Source organism: Actinomadura geliboluensis (assembly GCF_005889745.1).
Lineage (GTDB): Bacteria > Actinomycetota > Actinomycetes > Streptosporangiales > Streptosporangiaceae > Spirillospora > Spirillospora geliboluensis.
This window is the reverse complement of record NZ_VCKZ01000189.1, coordinates 1-16,807: the sequence shown is the minus strand read 5'-3', so window position 1 is coordinate 16,807 and position 16,807 is coordinate 1. Positions and strand designations below refer to the sequence as shown.

Sequence of the window (16,807 nt, the reverse complement as noted above, 5' to 3'; positions counted from 1 at the left end):
CTCGTGGGCTCGGAGATGTGTATAAGGGACAGGTGGAGGCCGGTGGCGCGCTGGGGACGTCGGCCAGCGGATCGGGTCCGCTCCGGCGCCCGGACGCGTGCGCTGCAGGATGTGGGCCATCGGACTGTCCGGGACCGGAGCAGCGGTAGCCACGCTCGACTCCAGCCCATCGGTCAAGCCCCGCCCCGTCGGCCCGCGGATCCTGGACCAGAGTGACGGGCGCAGTGATGTGCTGTGGACGGTACGGCGGGCTGGTCAGGTGCCAGGCGCCGCCGCACCGGTAGGCGCGCAGCCGGGCGCCGGGAGCGGCGATGCGGGCGGCGTGCCGGGCGGTCCGGCGGGTGGCGTAGCAGGCGCGTCCGCACCGCCCGCACAGGCCGAGCTGCAGGATCACCAGCATCTCCAGCACCCGGACGTGTCGGGTCGGCTTCCTGGGCTGGTTGAGGGTCACTGGTCCCCCTTGGGCAGGTCGGTGGCGGGCTGGAAGAGCAGCAGGTCTTCGTGCGCGGTGGCGCAGGCGGGGATGCCGCGGTCGCGGGCGCGGCGGGTCTCCAGCATCTGGAAGAACGAGGCACGATTGACCAGCCCGCCGTCGCGCAACCCCGCAAGGAGCGCGGCGCAGCGGCCGGTCAGGGCGAGGCCGTGACGGTGGGCGGTGTCGACGACTTGGCCGGGCAGGTCGACCAGCTCGCCGCGGACCCGGATCGGGCGCGTGGTCACCGCGATGACGCCGCCCGGACGCAGCAGGATCGCGCTGCCGGCCAGTATTGACCCGAACCCGGCGAGGAGGCCGGGCAGGGGCTGGTGGGCGAGGTTGCCGCGGTCGGTGGAGTAGCGGTGGTGGCGCTTGTCGATCTTTCCGCCGCCGTTGTCGCGCCCCGAGCGGATGTGCCCGTGGGTGTGCGACCCGTACGGCGGTGAGGTGAGCACCAGCGCCGCCCTCCCATGCAGAGCCCGGAAGAGGGCGGCGATGTTGCGGGCGTCCCCGCACACCAGCTGCGGCGTGCCAGTGGCTCCCTGGGAGTGGGCATGCCGCAGATTGCCCACAGTGAGGTGCACGAAGTCGGGCTCGTACTCCACCCCGGCGGCATCCCGCCCCAGGTGGACGGCCTCGACCAGCGTGGTGCCGATCCCGCACATCGGGTCGACCACCAACTCACCCGGCTGGGTGAAGGCTTCGATGACGGTGGCGGCGATGGCCGGCAGCATCTTGCCGGGATGGCGCATCGACCCGGGCGTGTAGCGTCCCTGGCGCTGCAGCCGGGACGGCCGCTGCCCGGTCGCCAGCACCGACACCAACCCCGTCGTGGAGGCCGGAGCGTTCTGGTTCATCGGACGTCCCCGTTCTCCTGCTGGGTCTGCGGTTTGATGAACAGGCAGACGTCAGCGTGAAGGCTCACCGGCGGAGGCAGCGCGTGGCAGCCGGTGCGGCGCAGTTGGGCCAGGTCGGCCGGTCCGGCTTGGACGACCAAGGCGTCACCGTCGATGGGGACGCGCAGCGCGATGATGTGCTGGGCGTAGTGGAACCCCAGCCCCTGGGCTTGTCGGATGATGCGCGGGGCGGGGTCGATGAGACGTCCCGCCTGGTGGCGAGCCGTGGTGATGATCGCCAGGGCACCACCTGGCCGCAGTACCTTCCACGCCGACGCCAGGAACAGGCCGAGTTGTTCGCTGCTGAGCATCCACAGGTCCGCCCGGCACGCCAGGCACCCGCGTTCCCCGCTCCTGCGCGGCGGGTTGCCACCGGTCTCATACGGCGGCGGGGCGGCGACGACCAGGCCGACCTCGCCGAGGTGGTCGGCCAAGCCGCGGGCCATCTGATCGGGCCGCGCCGGCCGCATCTCCACACGCGTCAACTGCTCTACGGGCAGGGTGGCGCGCAGGCGGGCTCCGATGTGCTGGGCGAGTGGGAAGTGCGGGACCAGCGCGATGCCGCGCCGGTCGAGGTCAGCAACGCCGACCAGGGTGGCCTCGCTACTGGTGAAGCCTTCGGCGACCAGGTCACCCTCGGCGGTGCAGGTGCCGATCAGGTGCCGGGCCAGTTCCCGGCCAACCGCCTGCCGGTGCCGCAGGCAAAGGCCGGCCGCCGGACCGGCGGCCTGCACACCCTTGTTGGTGTCGGTGGTGATCCCGGTGGTGTCGGAGCACAGCCAGACGGTCAGCGGCACCATCCGGCGCTGGGCGGCCGGAGCGGTGTTGCCGCCGGTCGATGGGTTGGGCGGTGTGTGGTTCATGTGCAGGGGTGACCCGAGACGGCCACCCGATCCCCGTGCACCAATGAAGCACCACCAACCCGGCCCGATTTCACCCCCGTCCCGAGTCACGATCTGATCAAGAGCTACCTGACCAGTTCAGAGACCGACAGCCACCGCCGCCCTGAACAGCGAGCCTGATTGGCGACCACCGTCACTCTTGGTAGTCAAGTGAGATGATCAATGACTCGGACACGGAGGCCCTTGCGCGTGTACCACCGGCGCCCGACGAGCCATGGCGGGTCCGCCCTCGTCGCAGGAATCGTCGACGTTCCCCTCGCCGCCGCTGGTTGGCACCTCTGATCAGTGCCGTCCTGGCATCCCTCGGCACCGCCGCCATCCTCCAACCCGGCGACGCATCAAGCCCGTGGTCACCACGCCCCGCCCACACGGCAGGCACCGGAAATGAGGGACATCAATCAAGCCCGTCCCCGGCCCCGCGGACCCTCATCTCACAGCGGCCGGAGTATGCAAGCCGTACTCACCACAGGCCTCGGCATGATGCTGCACCATCGGCATCCGCCCGAAAAGCGCCCGCACAGGCCAGGGCGGGCTCCAGCGAGCAGCGTTCCCCATCGCTGCGCCCACCGAGCATGAACAGTCAGGAGCGCATCACCACGCGCCGCCCCCGCTCACGAGCACAAACGCCGCAGCACCCACGTCGGGCGCCAGCTTGGGTTCGCGCCGAATGCAGCCGACGTTTCCCTCACAACACCACCCGCCGGACCGCGTGTATCGCTGCCGTGCACAACTACCTAAGCCGATAATCCGCACATTTCAGCAGCTAAAGTGCGGTACACGTGTGAACGAGGCTAGAGGCCTGCCGAAACCAGCCGTCAGCGGCCTAAGGGCTGCAGCTGCGTGACCTACCGACTTGAGCGGGGCGGTAAGCATCATGGACCAATTCGCAACCCCGCGCTCGTCCGGGGGAGTCCCCAACTAACGCTGGCCACGGCTGACGATCGTCCACGATACTCAGGACGACAAAATTTCAACTGCGACGGCCGAGCGAGGCACGGATCTCTTTCCGGGTGTAATTGCGGATTTCTCGATACCGCTCCTGGAGTTCCTCAAAGGCTGCGAGAGGGAGCTCCATGTCCACCGACGCCTCAGCGGCGTCGGTCCCGAGCGTGCCGGAGGTTGTCTCGTCAGCTTGTTTCGTAGTCTGGCCATCCCCGAAGGTGAGTTCGCCGATCATAGGAAGCCTCGCGCTTGGAGCGGTCAGCAGTTCTTCTGGTGCGAGAACGAGGAGGGCGGTCAGGCAAGCGGTGACATGCATCAGCTTCCGATACCGAGCCTGTTGGAGTTCATCCAGCCCCGACCATTCCCTGACCGGTTTACCTGACGGTGAGGCCAGACTCTCTTGCCATGCCTCGAAGGACCATGAACCATGCACCGTAACGATCTCGAGGATCTCAGTCGATTCTTTCATGTGCGTGATAACGGCTTCGAAGCGCTCCTCGGTGCGAGCCAAGAACTCCTCGGCAGCGGTCACCTTGGCCTCTTGTTCGCGTCGACCATTAACTAGTCCGCTTGCAAAGACACCACCTACGACGATTGCCGTCGGAAGTGCAGCAACGGCAGCAAGTACTGCCTTGCCGCCGGCGATACCCCATCCACCGGCCGCTCGGGGGCCACCACCGAGTTGTGCCATCGTGGCGTTCCTTCGGGCAATTCCCCTGAGCTCCTTGGTAGGAACCCCTGTGGATGCTCTCCCGAGATTGCTCACGGCGGTAAAGAGGCTGCGAGCACTCCGCTGGCCGACCTTCTTAAGGGCTCCCGAGCTCGCCGTAATGGCCCCGACACCAGGGCCCAAGGCTTCCACCCAGACCGTGGCGTCGCTTGCCAGAGCCCACTCAAACTGCTCTTTGAGCCATAGCACGCGCTGCGCAGGGTCTTCACTGGTCTCCGGGACTGACGTCGCCCCCTCAAGAGTCGATGGCAGGTTCGCGAACTCTTGACAGACCGTGATGAACGGCGTGGCCATGTCAGCGACAGAGCGGTTGACCGCTCCAAAGTACGCTGCTCCGACTTGCGACAATATTTCCGCTCGTTGCAGAATCTGGACCTCGACAGCCTTCTTGCGCGCCTTGATGCTCTGACCTTGGACAGAGGAGGAAGGCTTGGGGTGCACTATTCCTGCCTCCCGCTCGAGGGCTTCAACGGTCGTGTTCAGCGCCTTGGCGATCCCGCGGAGCTTCTCGGGCGTCGGCTTCACAGTGCCGCTCTCTATTCGACTGATCGACACGCCAGCACCCGACTTGTACCCCGCTCTTTTTCCCAGTTCTTCCTGGGTGATGTTCCTACCAATTCGGCGCCGCCGGATCACCCCGCCGAGGGCTGTTGCTTCCGCGCTAGTCACAAGAGGAGATTAGCACAACACTGGAACTTAGCAAGCTATGTGGCCGTGACTGTTGCTAAGTTCTGAGCCGGTTGGGTGGTTGGCCAAAGGGACACCAGAACGGCCCATGAGGCTCTCTCAGAGGCCGACGTTCGGCGGAGTAGGTGACCAGGTGGCGGTGGCCATCCTGTCGCCATCGAGCCCTGGCGCCCACGGCGAGGACGCGGCCCTCCGGCAGAGGCTGGACGGCCGGGTGCGTTGTTGCCTACCGGAGTGGGTCCGATTACGGGGTCTGAGCCGTGACGCCGCGTTGGGCAGCGGCGAAGGGTCCGGACTGTGGGTGGTGAGTAGCGAGTGGGGTGGTTCAAGTCTTGGTAATCGTCGCCGCTTGGCGGGTGAATTCGAGGCTTGGTCGCGGTGCTTCAGTGATGCCAGCCGAGATCGCCGGTGATGGTCCGGCTTCGGGGTGGACGGCCTGAGCCCGGTCCCCGCCGCATCACATCCGTCACCGTGTTCTTCGAGGAGGACACCCGCAGTCCCGACCGTGCCGTCATCGGCGGCCTCGCTGGCAGTCCGTACCTGTCCTCAGTTTCGGAGACGCTGCCATGCACACCCGCAACCGCCCGCCTCGTCCCTATGACCGTCCACAGTCCCTGGGGCCAACTCACTCCACCGCGAGGCTGGCCGCCACCCACTGCCAAGTTAAGCGCCCTTGCGGCCGGGGCCGGTTGGTGGCCGCGTCGCTGTTGTGGACGGCCGGGTGCGGGGTGAGCGCCCTGTTCGTGCCCGGTGTGGCCGAGGCCGGCACGGGCCTGGCCGAGGCCGCCTCGTTGGACGAGGTGATCACTAACCTGCGGAACGTGATCGTCGGTCTGCTGGTTGGGTTGGCGACGTTGTTCGCCACGATCGGCGGGGTCCGCTACATGCTGGCCGGTGGCGACCCCGGTGAGGTGGAGGCGGCCAAGAAGACCCTGCGATACGCCGCGGTCGGGTACTCGGTCGCGGTGCTGGCGCCGCTGCTGGTCAAGATCTTGCAGGGCATCGTCGGCGCGCCGTCGTGACCGCCCCCGCGGGACCGCCCGCCCGAGCGCATCGGTCCTGGGCGTCGCTGGCCACGGCGGCTTTGTTGGTCTTGCTGGTGGGCGGTGCGGTCGTGTGCGCGGGTGCTGGCGCGGCGTGGGGCGCCGCCGACCCGGTGCCACAGCCGTCGGTGAATCCGTCACCGAACGCACCGGCGGCGCCAGCACCGCGCACACCGGTCCCCGCAACCACACCGCCGCCTCCGATGCCCGCTCCTGAGTCGCCGTCCCACCCCAGCCCCGCGGGTCCGGCGCCTTCCCCGGCGCCAGGGCAGTCGCCGGCGCCGGATTCACCGGGCGGGCAGGGCCCCGCCGGTAGCGATGGGGCGGGGTGCGGGCTGATGGACGTGGGGTGCATGGCCAAGCAGGCGGTGAACGGATGGTTCGCCGATCTGGTCACCGGCGCGGCCAAGCCGATCTTCGAGGTGCTGTCGCAGACCGCGCTGGGCACCCCGCCCCTGGACTCGCCGGACATGGCGCGTGCCAAGGATCTGTGGGGCGTGTCGCAGACCATCGCCAACACCTGCTACGTGCTGCTCGTCACTGTCAGTGGGGTGCTGCTGATCGCCGGGCATTCGCTGCCCGGCAGTGAGTTGACGCCTGGGCAGTTGGTGGCGCGGCTGGTGGGCGCGTTCGCGGCCTCCAACCTCAGCCTCGTCCTGATCGGTTACGCGATCGTCTTCGCCAACGGCCTGTCAGGTGCGTTCCTGAAGGCCGGGGCCGAGGCGATCGATCCGGGACGGGTCGCCAAGGCGATCGCCGGATACCTGGTCGCGAGCCTGATCCCCAATCAGCCGTACACGATCTTCATCGGGCTGGGTGTGGTGGTGCTGGCGTTGTGCGTGGTGTTCATCTACATCATCCGGATCGCGCTGACCATGGTGCTGATCGCCGCCGCGCCCGTGGCGTTGATGTTCCACGCTCTGCCGGTCACCGACGGGCTGGCCCGGTTGTGGTGGCGCAGCATCACCGGGGTTCTGGCCATCGGGGTGTGCCAGGCGCTGATCCTGGCGACCGCGTTCCGGCTGCTGTTCTCCGACGTCGACCACCCCGGCAGCGGCTCGGGCGATTCGGGCCATTTTCTCGGGCTCGCCTCGGGTACCGGGATCGATCTGCTGCTTGCGCTGTGCCTGCTGTGGATCATGGTCCGCGTTCCGTCCTGGGCCGCCCGCACCATCTGGCGCGCCGCCCACCCCAGCGCACTGACCGGGCTGATCAAAAGCCTGATCCTCTACCGGGGTCTGGGCGCCCTGATGCGCCACCGCGTCCCCACCCGCAAATTCTGGACCCCACCACCACCTCCACCTTCTCCACCGCCTCCGCGGTGGTTTCGGCCGCCGCCGGGATTGTCTGGCCCGTCCCGCCTGGCTCTGGCGCCGGGGAGCGCACCTCCGGCGCTGACATCGCCGGGCCCGTCCGAACCGCCGCCGGCGTTGCCCGCCGGCGCGATCTCGATGCCTTCTGGAGCGTTCCCGATGCCGCCAGGCCCACTTTCCAGTCCAGAACCCGGCAGCGACCGGGGAGCAGTCCGGGGCCCGATGCAGATGTCACTGCCGATCCCCGCCACCGGCAAGAGCGGCAAGGGCGGCACGCGTCGGGTGAAGCAGTTGGCGTTGCCGGTCCCGGTGACGCGCGTGGCCCGACCGCCGTCGTCGGGCGGCGCGGTGGCGGGCGGGCAGGCGCGGGTGCGGTCGCGGCAGCTGTTGCTGCCCGGCATGCCCAGACGGCCTGTCCCGCGACGGCAGCTGACCTTGTGGACCGACCCGCCCAAGACCAGGAGGCGCCGGTGAGCACCCGCCACCAGCATGATCAGCCGCCGATGAGTGTGAAGATCCCCGCCGACATCGACCAGCCCGACAAGATCCTCTACGGCCTCACCACCCGGCAACTGGGCATCCTGGCCGGCACCGCCGCGACCTGCATGTGGGTCTTCCTCACCCTTGGGCCGCTGGTGCCGCTGCCGGTACTGGTCGCGGTACTGGTGCCGATGGTCGCGGTCGGGGTCGTGCTGGCGGTCGCTCGCCACGACGGCATGAGCCTCGACCGCTACGCCCTCGCGACCCTCCGCCACCTGCGCACAGGAAAGGAACGCGTCGGGGCCGGGGAGCCGGTGCCGCCGCCGGCTTGGTGCCGGATGCGCGGGCGGCTCCCCGAACCGCTGCGGCTGCCCGTTCGTGCCGTCCGCCAGGACGGGGTAATGGAGTTGGCCGGGGGCGAAGTCGCCGTCCTCGTCCGCGCCGGCACGCTGACCTTCGGGTTGCGCACCCCTGGTGAGCAGGCCGGGCTTGTGGCGGTGTTCGGCCGCTGGCTCAACTCACTCGATGCACCGGTGCAACTCCTCGTCCAAGCCCGCCCGGTCGACCTGACCGGGCTGGCCGACCATATCTGCCGGCACGCGCCCGCGCTGCCCGACCCGGCGCTGGAGCAGGCCGCGGGTGCGCACGCGGCGTTCCTCACCGACCTGGGCGCCGAACACGACCTGCTCATCCGGCAGGTCCTCATCGTCATCACCGGCCACACCACCGCCGGCGCCTCCGCCGCCGCGCCGGCTGTCCCGTGGCAGCGGAACAGGCGTCGCCGGGTGGGGCGGGACGTAGCAGCGACCGTCGCGCTGCGGCGCGCGGACGAAGCCGTCCAGTCACTGACCGCTCTCGGCGTCCCGAGCGAGGTCCTGGACGCCGCGAGCGCCACCGCCGTCATCGCCGAATCCCTATCCCCAGGCGAACCCCAGCTTGTGGACAACTCGGCCCCAGATGACGTGATCACTCGCCGGCAGGAGGGCTGATGCGGCCTTCGCTTCGTACGCTCGCGCGCACGCTCGGCCTCACCGCCCAGCCCGCCATCCCCGGGGCTGGGCGCGCAGAAGACGGGCTTGAAGGTGGCCTGGCCGGCCTGGGGTTGGGGCCGTCGGCGCTGCGCGTCAACGCCCGGTCTTTGGAACTGCCCGGCGGTGTGTGCGCGTCGTTCGCGGTCAGCGGGTATCCGCGGGAGGTCCGGGCGGGCTGGCTGGAGCCGCTGCTCACCTATCCCGGGCGCCTCGACGTCTCTCTGCACGTCGACCCGATTCCGCCGCTGATCGCCGCGCAGCGGCTCCGCCGGCAGCTCGCCCGCCTGGAATCGGCGTCACGCGCCAACGCCCAGCAAGGACGGTTGGCCGACTTCGCCGCCGAGGCCGCGGCCGATGACGCCGCCGAGCTGGCCGCTTCGCTGGCTCGTGGTCACGGGCGTCTGTTCCGGGTCGGGTTGTATCTGACTGTGCACGCCCCGGACGCGGGTGTGCTGGAGGGTGAGGTGCAGCGGGTGCGGGCGCTGGCCGCCTCGCTGCTTCTGGACGCCCAGCCCACCACCTTCCGCGCCCTGCAGGGCTGGACATCGACTCTTCCGCTCGCGCACGACAGTGTGCGGGCGCGGCGGGTGTTCGACACCGCCGCGCTCGCCGCCGCGTTCCCCTTCACCTCACCCGACCTGCAACCGGTGCTGGGTGACACGCCGGTCCTGTACGGGTTGAACGCCTACTCGGCCGGGGTGGTGGTGTGGGACCGGTTCGCCCAGGACAACTACAACTCCGTCACCCTCGCCCGCTCCGGGGCCGGCAAGTCCTACTTCACCAAACTCGAAATCCTGCGGCTGCTGTACCAGGATGTTCACGTCGCCGTCATCGACCCTGAAGACGAGTACCGGCGGCTGTGCGACCACGTCGCCGGCACCCGCATCGCGCTGGGGGCGCCCGGCGTCTGCTTCAACCCCTTCGACCTCCCCGAGGGGCAGGGCGAGGACACGCTCATCCGGCGGGCGCTGTTCCTGCAGACCCTCATCGGCGCAATGCTCGCCGAACCGCTCACACCGGCGGCGCGGGCGGTGCTGGATCGCGCGGTCCTGGCCGCCTACCGGTCCCGCGGCATCGGCTCCGACCCCCGCACCTGGGCGCGTCCCGCTCCCGTCCTGGCCGACCTCACCGCACAACTCGACACGGTCGCCGGGTCGGAGGCGCCCGAGGCGGGCACGGCAGCCGATCTGTCGGCGCGGCTCGCCCCCTACACCACAGGCTCATATCGGGGCCTGTTCGCCGGGCCGACCACCACCCGCCCCACCGGGCATCTGGTGGTGTTCTCGCTGCGGGACCTGCCCGACGAGGTCCGCCCAGTCGGGATGCTCCTGGCCCTGGACGCGATCTGGCGGACCGTCGCCAACCCCGGCGAGCGGCGCCGCCGGCTGGTGGTTGTGGATGAGGCGTGGACGCTGATGCGCGAGGACGAGGGCGCCCGGTTCCTGTACCGGCTGGCCAAGTCCGCCCGCAAGCACTGGGCGGGCCTGGCGGTGGTCACCCAGGACGCCGGAGACCTCCTCGGTTCGGATCTGGGGCGGGCGGTGATCGCCAACTCCGCCACGCAGATCCTGCTCCGCCAAGCGCCCCAGGCTATCGAGCAGATCGCCGACGCCTTCGACCTCACCGATGGTGAGAAGACCTTCCTGCTCGCGGCCGATCGCGGCCACGGGCTGCTGTGCGGAACCGGCACCGGATCCGACCGGGCCGCCTTCACCGCCATCGCCAGTCGCCACGAGCACCAACTCGTCACCACCGACCCCGCCGAACTCGCAGAACTCGACGGCGGCCGTGCCCAGCACGACGGCGCCACCGCAGCCACGGACACGGACACGGAGGCCGACCACCAATGATCCGCACGCCCCTACTCCAAGCCACAACTCTGCCCCGGACCACCGCCAGCGGCACGGGCCTGTACGGGCTGCTGTCCGACCTCGGTCACGCCCCGCAGCGGCTCATCGACGCCGCCACAGAATACGGGCCCGTCGCCGGGCTGAGTGTTCTCGGTGCGGCCGCCGCGTGGGCGAGTGTCCGGTGGGTGCTGTGGGACTGGCGCAACAGCCGACTCGCCCCGGGCGCCCGGCTGATCGAGGTGGCGGTCCCGCCGAAGGTGGAGCCGGCCAGCGCCGCCGCCTGGTGGGCCCGCCTCATCGGCCTCACGCACCCGCGCTGGAAGCGCCTTATCTTCGGGCAGCCGCACCTGGCCTTCGAATACCAGGCCGACCACAACGGCGTCCGCTTCCACATCTGGGTGCCCGGCACCATCCCGCCAGGAATAGTCGAGAAGACCGTCCGAGCATCCTGGCCCGGCGCCACCCTCACCACCCACCCCGCCGCACCGCCGCTCCCGCTCGACCCGGAGTATCAGGCGGCGGGCGGACGACTGGTGGTGGCGCGGCCCGAGCACTTCCCGCTCACCAGCGGCCATGACACCGACCCCCTGCGGGGCCTGCTGGGGGCCGCGTCCGGGCTGGCCGAAGGCGAACATCTGGCCGTGCAGATCCTGGCCCGCCCCGCCACCGGCCGCCGCCTCGGCAAAGCCCACCGGGCCGCATCCGCCCTGCGCGGGGGCCGCTCCGCCACGCCCCAGAGCCTGATGTTCGACCTGGTCACCCCCGGCATGTCCGGGCACCACCCCAGCGAGCTCACCCGCCTGCACCCCGAACGCGCCGAACAGGTCCGCAGCATCCTCGCCAAAGCCGCCCAGCCGCGCTTTGAGGTCCAGATTCGCTACGGCGTCGCCACCCGCCACCGGGAGCAGGTCGAGGCTGGGTGGCTGCGGGCGCACGCCCACGAAGTCGCGTCGACGTTCGCGCTGTTCACCTCCGGCCACCAGCGACTGCGCCGCAGGCGCCTCCGCCAGCCCGCCGTCCGGCTGGAGTCGCGGCACCTGCACCGCGGCTACCTGCTGTCGGTTCCGGAGCTGGCGGCGCTGGCGCACCTGCCCTACGACCTGGCCGCGCCCGGTGTCACCCGCGCCGGCGCCCGCCCCATCGCGCCCTCCCCAGCCGTCCCGGTCTCCGGGCCCGGCGTCCGCGTGCTCGGCGACTCCGAAGCCGGGGCGCCGCGGCCGGTCGGGCTGACCGTCGCCGGCGCACGCCAGCACCTGCACGTGCTCGGGCAGACCGGCGTCGGCAAGTCCACCTTCCTGGCCAACCTCATCCTGTCCGATGCCGCCGCGGGGCGCGGGGCGCTGGTCATCGATCCCAAAGGCGACCTGGTCGCCGACATCCTGGACCGGCTCCCCGAGCGGGCGGTCGGGCAGACGGTGGTGTTCGACCCGGCCGACCGGGGCCGCCCACCGTGCCTGAACGTGCTGGCGGGCGGTGATCCGGCGTTCGCGGCCGAGTCGATCGTCACCACCTTCCGCCGCTGCTTCTCCTCGTCCTGGGGGCCGCGCTTGGATGACCTGCTGCGCTCGGCGTGCCTGACCCTCACTCGTGTCAACGGCAGCCGCGCCACCCTGGCCGACATTCCCCGCCTGCTGACCGACACCCCGTACCGGACTCGTGTCACCGCCCGCTTGGACGACGAACTGCTGCGCGGGTTCTGGGCCTCCTACGACGAGCTGACCCCGGCCGCACGGGCGACGGTGATCGGGCCGGTGATGAACAAACTCCGCGCGGTACTGCTGCGGCCGTTCGTCCGCGACACCTTGTCGGGCGGCGCCTCCACCCTCGATCTGGGCGGCATGCTCGGCAGCGGTGGTCTCGTCTTGGCGCGGCTGCCCAAGGGGGTGCTCGGTGAGGACGCCGTGCGCCTGTTCGGGTCGCTACTTTTGGCGCACACCTGGCAGGCCATCACCCCGCGCGCCACCCAGCACGAGGGCGAGCGGCGGGACGCGTCCGCCTACATCGACGAGGCGCACAACTTCCTCAACCTGCCCGGCTCCATCTCCGACATCCTCGCCGAGGCCCGCGCCTACCGGTTCAGCCTCACCCTGGCCCACCAGCACCTGTCCCAGCTCCCCAAAGACCTGCGCGACGCGGTATCGGCCGACGCCCGCAACAAGATCTACTTCGCCGCCTCACCCGAAGACGCCACCGACCTGACCCGCCACACCGCACCCCTGCTCGCCCCGCACGACCTCTCCCACCTCGGGGCGTACCAGGCCGCTGCACGATTGATGGACGGCAACGCCCCGACCCCGGCCTTCACCTTCCGCACCCGCCCGCTCCCCGAACCGGTCCCCGGACGCGCCACCGCCGTACGCCGCGCCTCCCGCGAGCAATACGCCGCCGGACGCGGCAAACGCCTCATCCCCGCCGTCGGGCTGCGCGACCTCGCCGGCGCCTCACCCTCAGCCACCGAGAGCGACTGCCCAGCAGACCGGACGGCGGACGGCTCAGCGGACGGCGCGGATGCCGAGGTGGAGTCGTGACCCGGCGGCCGAAGACGTCCACCCGGCAGCGCGGCGCGCAGGTCCGGCCGCCCCGGATGACGGCCGAGCTGGTGGCCGAGGTCGCCTACCGGCTCACCGGCCGGGACCGGGAACTGCTCGCCCTGGTCTGGGAACACCGCGTTCTCACCACCGGGCAGCTCACCGCCCTGTTCTTTCCCAGTCCCGAGCGTGCCCGCCAACGCCTCAACCACCTGCACCGCCTGCACACCCTGCTGCGGTTCCGGCCCTGGACCCCGGTCGGGTCCCGGCCCTGGCACTGGGTGCTCGGACCCGCCGGGGCGCACGTCCTGGCCATCCAGCACGGCCAGACCATGACCGAGTTCGGGTACCGGCAAGATGCCGCGACCGGCATCGCCGTCTCACCCCGCCTGGCCCACCAGACGGGCGTCAACGACTTCTTCGTCCACCTCCACGACTATGCACGCCGTGCCGGTGGCGGCACCGCCCTGGTGCAGTGGTGGTCGGAGCAGCGCTGCGCCGCGCAGTGGGGTGATCTGGCCCGCCCGGACGGGTTCGGGCGCTGGACCCAGCCTGGCCCCGGCGGGGCGACGCGGACGCTGGACTTCTTCCTCGAGCACGACACCGGCACCGAAACCCTCGCCCGGGTCGCCGGGAAACTCGGCGGGTACGCCGACCTCGCCGAAGCCACCGGCACCACCACACCCGTCCTGATCTGGCTCCCCAGCGCCCGGCGAGAAGCCAACCTGCGGGCCCTGCTCGACGCTCCCGAGGTTCCGGTCGCCACCGCCGTCCACACCCCCGCCGCCTCGCCCGACGGCCCCGCCGGGCCCGTGTGGCTGCCCGCCGGGACCACCGGACGCATGCTCCGGCTCGCCGACCTGGCCAGTTTCTGGGGAACGGTGCCCCGGCACGAGTCGGAGTCCGGCTGATGCCGCTGGTGGTCGGAGCAGCCGCTGCGCTGCTCGGCCTGGTCGCGGTGCTCGTCGCCGTCCTCGGCGCGGTCCTCCCCGGATCCGGGTCCGAAAGCGGTGCCTGCCAGCCCGCTCCCGGCGAGTCCGTCAGCGACATCCCGCCCGCCTATCTGAGGCTCTACCGCGCCGCCGGGAGCAGATACGGGATCGGGTGGCACCTGTTGGCGGGCGTCGGGAAAGTCGAGTCCGACCACGGGCGCGGCACCGGCCCCGGCATCTCCTCAGGCCGCAACCATGCCGGAGCCGCCGGGCCCATGCAGTTCATGCCCGGCACCTGGGCCGCCTTCGGAGTCGACGGCAACCACGACGGCCGCAAGGACGTCTACGATCCGGCCGACGCAATCCCGGCCGCCGCCCGCTACCTCAAGCACGGCGGCGCACCCGAACGCGTCCGGGCCGCACTGTTCCAGTACAACCACTCGCACGCCTACGTCGACAAGGTGCTCCAGCAAGCCCGCTCCTACGCCCGAGGCGGCGCCGGACAACCCGAGGCCGCCCAGCCGCGGGCGACTCCAGCAGCCTGCGAAGGCGCGTTCCCGGCGCTGCCTCCCGGCCCGGCTGCCGCCAAGGCGATCGCCTACGCCCGCACTCAACTCGGCAGGCCGTACGTCTGGGGCGCCACCGGCCCGCGCGCCTTCGACTGCTCCGGACTGACCTACGCCGCCTACCGCGCCGCCGGGATCGCCATCCCGCGCGTGTCCGGGGCGCAATGGCGGCACGGCCCCCGGATCCCCGGCGGACGTGAGCAGCCGGGTGACCTGGTGTTCTTCAACTCCGGTCCCGGCACCTCCAACAACAACCCAGGGCACGTCGGCCTGGTGATCGGCGGCGGGAAGATGATCGCCGCGCCGCACACCGGCACCGTGGTGCAGGTCCAGTCCTACCGCCGCTCCACCCTGCTCGGCTTCACCCGCCCCACCGCGCACCGGAAAGCAGAGACCAGGGCGAGAGGAGCCGGCCGGTGACCGACCGCCTCATCCGGGCGACCACGGCGCTGGCGGTGGTGACGGTCGCCGCTGTCGCCGCGCTCATCTCCTACGCGCACATGCTCGACCTGGTCCGCTCCTATGGCGAGACCGGGGTTACGGCGCGGCTGGTCCCGTTCACGGTGGACGGGCTGATCTGGGCGGCGTCGATGGTGATCCTGGACGCCAACCGCCACACCCGGCCGGTACCGGCGCTGGCCGGGTGGAGCCTGGCGGCGGGCATCTGCGCCACCGTCGGCGCCAACGTGGCGCACGGCGCCGCACACGGCCCCATCGGCGCGCTGGTCAGCGCCTGGCCCGCCCTTGCGCTGGTCGGCTCCTTCGAGTTGTTGATGACCCTTACTCGCCACGCGCCCTCGCCCTCGCCCGGTGAGACTGGCGGGCGCACCGCAACGGAGCGGGCCAAGGCCGCGTGCGCCGAAGTGGAGCAGACGCCGGAGCAGGCCGTGCTGACCGAGTATCTGGCGAGCCTGAACGGGCCGGGGCGTCCGCTGTCGCAGCGGTACCTGGCCGACAAGCACGGCATCGATCGGCGCAAGGTCAAGCAGATCATCGCCCGCGCCCAGGGACCGGCGTCATCTTCACCCAGTACGCCTTAATCTCGCGCGCCGAAGTGGTGGGGGCGCGGTCATCACGCCTCTTCGTCAGTTGGTCATCGTGAGGGCCGGTCTGCGGCGGCTGTCGGCGCCAGGCTGTCAGGGCGGGAAGGGCTGTAGGCGGGGCCGCTGAGGGCGTGGCCGAGTTCGTGGTAGGTCTCGGCGACGTCGGTGCTTCCGGCGTGGTGTCCGCACCGGCCACCGTCCATCTTTTGGCAGCCGGGGCAGGACTCGGGGATCGGCGGGCGGGCCGTAGCGGCCTCGTGCAGGGCGGTGAGCAGCGCGGCCTCGTTGTCCAGGATCGGCTCGGCCGCCTCAGCGACGCGGTAGGCGACCGTGACCACCTCGTGCACGGCCTGCAGCCGGTCATGGGGCTTCTCGTCGAGTTTGGCGGTGGCGTCGATGAGGGCGCACAGTTCGAAGATCAGGCAGGCGCCGGTGACCTCCGGCTGGGTGACGGCTGCTGAAAGGTTGTTCACGCGTGGGTCCTTTCGGTGCGGGTGGTGAGGGCGTCCAGGTGGGCGGTGTCGCGGTAGAAGGTGCGGGCGGCCTCGAGGAAGGCGACGGCGAAGCCTTGGGCGAACGGGTCGGCGTGGCGCGGGATGGTGTGGTCGGTCAGCGTGCGGCGGGCGGTGTCGCGGGCGCGCCACAGCGCCTCGACGGGGTCCAGTCCCTCGTGGTCGATGCCGGTGACCGGCTCGTCCCACCAGGACGCGGTGGCGCGGGCGGCTGCGACGGCAGCAACGGCGGCGGCGATGTCCTCTCCTTCGTCGAGGCCGGCGAGCATCTTCGCCTCTGCCTCGCAACGCCGCTGGTGGGCGTCGTCATGGCGGTCACGAATGTAGGACTCCATGCGGTTCACGGTGTGGCTCTCCTGTCGGTGTTGGAGCTTTCTTGGCGATGCCAGCGCCGACGCCTTTCGTCCAGGCCGGACGGTCACGGGCTGTCGTAGTAGCGGGGTGGCGGGTGCCACTGCAGGCCCGGTGTGCCCGGTGCGCCCCTGCGGGAGCGGTGTGCCCGGTGCGCCCCTGCCGGGGCGCACCGGGCGGGGTGGTCAGGCGTTGCGGAGGGCGCGGGCGGCGGCGGCGCCGATGGCGTCGGCGGCTGCGGCGGGGTCGCTCAGGGTGACCAGGTGCGCGCCGTTCATGGCGCGGGTTTTGGCCGACATCGACAGCCACAGCACGCCGCATCCGGCGGCGGTGAGCCGGTCGATGCGTTTTTGCCCGTCGGTGGGCTGGTCGTCTTTGAACCTGCCGTCGGAGACGATGACCAGCAGGCGGGCGGCGCCGGGGCGGGTGAGGTCGAGGGCGGAGTCGAGGGCGTCGACGGCCTTGACGAAGTCCTCACGCGGGTCGCGTGCGGCGAACTCGGTCACGGCGTTCGGTGTGTGCCCGG

At 70.9% G+C, this 16,807-nt stretch carries 14 protein-coding genes; 8 read left to right on the top strand and 6 right to left on the bottom strand.

What is annotated here, in order from left to right:
• Positions 1–447: 447 nt before the first annotated feature.
• The 3 genes from ETD96_RS24090 to ETD96_RS24080 all read right to left on the bottom strand — a co-directional run bounded on the left by ETD96_RS24090 (position 448) and on the right by ETD96_RS24080 (position 4,614).
• On the bottom strand, positions 448–1,332 hold the full coding sequence (locus ETD96_RS24090; RefSeq protein ID WP_138638749.1) for a TRM11 family SAM-dependent methyltransferase: 885 nt from the start codon (positions 1,330–1,332) through the stop codon (positions 448–450).
• Positions 1,329–2,234: a hypothetical protein gene (locus ETD96_RS24085; RefSeq protein WP_138638748.1), complete on the bottom strand. Its 906-nt coding sequence runs from the start codon at positions 2,232–2,234 to the stop codon at positions 1,329–1,331. The genes ETD96_RS24090 and ETD96_RS24085 overlap by 4 nt, the downstream gene beginning before the upstream one ends.
• Before the next feature lie 1,009 nt (positions 2,235–3,243).
• Positions 3,244–4,614, bottom strand: coding sequence for a helix-turn-helix domain-containing protein (locus ETD96_RS24080; protein ID WP_138638747.1), 1,371 nt, complete (start codon positions 4,612–4,614; stop codon positions 3,244–3,246).
• Positions 4,615–5,360: 746 nt separating this feature from the next.
• On the opposite strand from ETD96_RS24080, the gene ETD96_RS46845 reads away from it, so the two are divergent.
• The 8 genes from ETD96_RS46845 (at position 5,361) to ETD96_RS24040 (ending at position 15,415) form a co-directional block, all read left to right on the top strand.
• Entirely contained in the window at positions 5,361–5,654 is a 294-nt protein-coding gene (locus ETD96_RS46845; RefSeq protein ID WP_240808108.1) for a pilin, read from the top strand.
• A 224-nt stretch (positions 5,655–5,878) separates the two neighbouring features.
• Positions 5,879–7,462 (top strand): TrbL/VirB6 family protein, encoded by a 1,584-nt coding sequence (locus ETD96_RS24070; protein ID WP_478209494.1) that lies wholly within the window; start codon positions 5,879–5,881, stop codon positions 7,460–7,462.
• Positions 7,459–8,457, top strand: coding sequence for a PrgI family protein (locus ETD96_RS24065; protein ID WP_171069200.1), 999 nt, complete (start codon positions 7,459–7,461; stop codon positions 8,455–8,457). Before ETD96_RS24070 ends, ETD96_RS24065 begins: the two co-directional genes overlap by 4 nt.
• Positions 8,457–10,349 carry a VirB4 family type IV secretion system protein gene (locus ETD96_RS24060; protein ID WP_138638743.1) on the top strand — a complete coding sequence of 631 codons (1,893 nt, stop codon included), beginning with the start codon at positions 8,457–8,459 and terminating at the stop codon, positions 10,347–10,349. Before ETD96_RS24065 ends, ETD96_RS24060 begins: the two co-directional genes overlap by 1 nt.
• On the top strand, positions 10,346–12,877 hold the full coding sequence (locus ETD96_RS24055; RefSeq protein ID WP_138638742.1) for a type IV secretory system conjugative DNA transfer family protein: 2,532 nt from the start codon (positions 10,346–10,348) through the stop codon (positions 12,875–12,877). The genes ETD96_RS24060 and ETD96_RS24055 overlap by 4 nt, the downstream gene beginning before the upstream one ends.
• Positions 12,874–13,788 carry a replication-relaxation family protein gene (locus tag ETD96_RS24050; protein WP_138638741.1) on the top strand — a complete coding sequence of 305 codons (915 nt, stop codon included), beginning with the start codon at positions 12,874–12,876 and terminating at the stop codon, positions 13,786–13,788. Before ETD96_RS24055 ends, ETD96_RS24050 begins: the two co-directional genes overlap by 4 nt.
• The gene (locus ETD96_RS24045) at positions 13,788–14,795 is read left to right on the top strand and encodes a C40 family peptidase (RefSeq protein ID WP_138638740.1); all 1,008 of its coding nucleotides are present in this window, start codon (positions 13,788–13,790) and stop codon (positions 14,793–14,795) included. The genes ETD96_RS24050 and ETD96_RS24045 overlap by 1 nt, the downstream gene beginning before the upstream one ends.
• Positions 14,792–15,415, top strand: a complete 624-nt coding sequence (locus ETD96_RS24040; protein ID WP_138638739.1) for a DUF2637 domain-containing protein — start codon at positions 14,792–14,794, stop codon at positions 15,413–15,415. The genes ETD96_RS24045 and ETD96_RS24040 overlap by 4 nt, the downstream gene beginning before the upstream one ends.
• Positions 15,416–15,468: 53 nt before the next feature.
• Here the strand turns inward: ETD96_RS24040 and ETD96_RS24035 are convergent, their stop codons facing one another.
• The 3 genes from ETD96_RS24035 to ETD96_RS24025 form a co-directional block, all read right to left on the bottom strand.
• Positions 15,469–15,891 carry a hypothetical protein gene (locus ETD96_RS24035; protein ID WP_138638738.1) on the bottom strand — a complete coding sequence of 141 codons (423 nt, stop codon included), beginning with the start codon at positions 15,889–15,891 and terminating at the stop codon, positions 15,469–15,471.
• Positions 15,888–16,265 carry a hypothetical protein gene (locus tag ETD96_RS24030; RefSeq protein WP_138638737.1) on the bottom strand — a complete coding sequence of 126 codons (378 nt, stop codon included), beginning with the start codon at positions 16,263–16,265 and terminating at the stop codon, positions 15,888–15,890. Before ETD96_RS24030 ends, ETD96_RS24035 begins: the two co-directional genes overlap by 4 nt.
• 201 nt (positions 16,266–16,466) lie before the next feature.
• Positions 16,467–16,807: hypothetical protein (locus ETD96_RS24025; protein ID WP_478209493.1), on the bottom strand; the 341-nt coding region annotated here is incomplete at its 5' end.

What these genes read in the sequence shown, in the direction of transcription:
- ETD96_RS24090 (WP_138638749.1), bottom strand. Translation starts at nt 1,332, where the DNA reads ATGAACCAGAACGCTCCGGCCTCCACGACGGGGTTGGTGTCGGTGCTG.
- ETD96_RS24085 (WP_138638748.1), bottom strand. Translation starts at nt 2,234, where the DNA reads ATGAACCACACACCGCCCAACCCATCGACCGGCGGCAACACCGCTCCG.
- ETD96_RS24070 (WP_478209494.1), top strand. Translation starts at nt 5,879, where the DNA reads ATGCCCGCTCCTGAGTCGCCGTCCCACCCCAGCCCCGCGGGTCCGGCG.
- ETD96_RS24060 (WP_138638743.1), top strand. Translation starts at nt 8,457, where the DNA reads ATGCGGCCTTCGCTTCGTACGCTCGCGCGCACGCTCGGCCTCACCGCC.
- ETD96_RS24055 (WP_138638742.1), top strand. Translation starts at nt 10,346, where the DNA reads ATGATCCGCACGCCCCTACTCCAAGCCACAACTCTGCCCCGGACCACC.
- ETD96_RS24045 (WP_138638740.1), top strand. Translation starts at nt 13,788, where the DNA reads ATGCCGCTGGTGGTCGGAGCAGCCGCTGCGCTGCTCGGCCTGGTCGCG.
- ETD96_RS24030 (WP_138638737.1), bottom strand. Translation starts at nt 16,265, where the DNA reads ATGGAGTCCTACATTCGTGACCGCCATGACGACGCCCACCAGCGGCGT.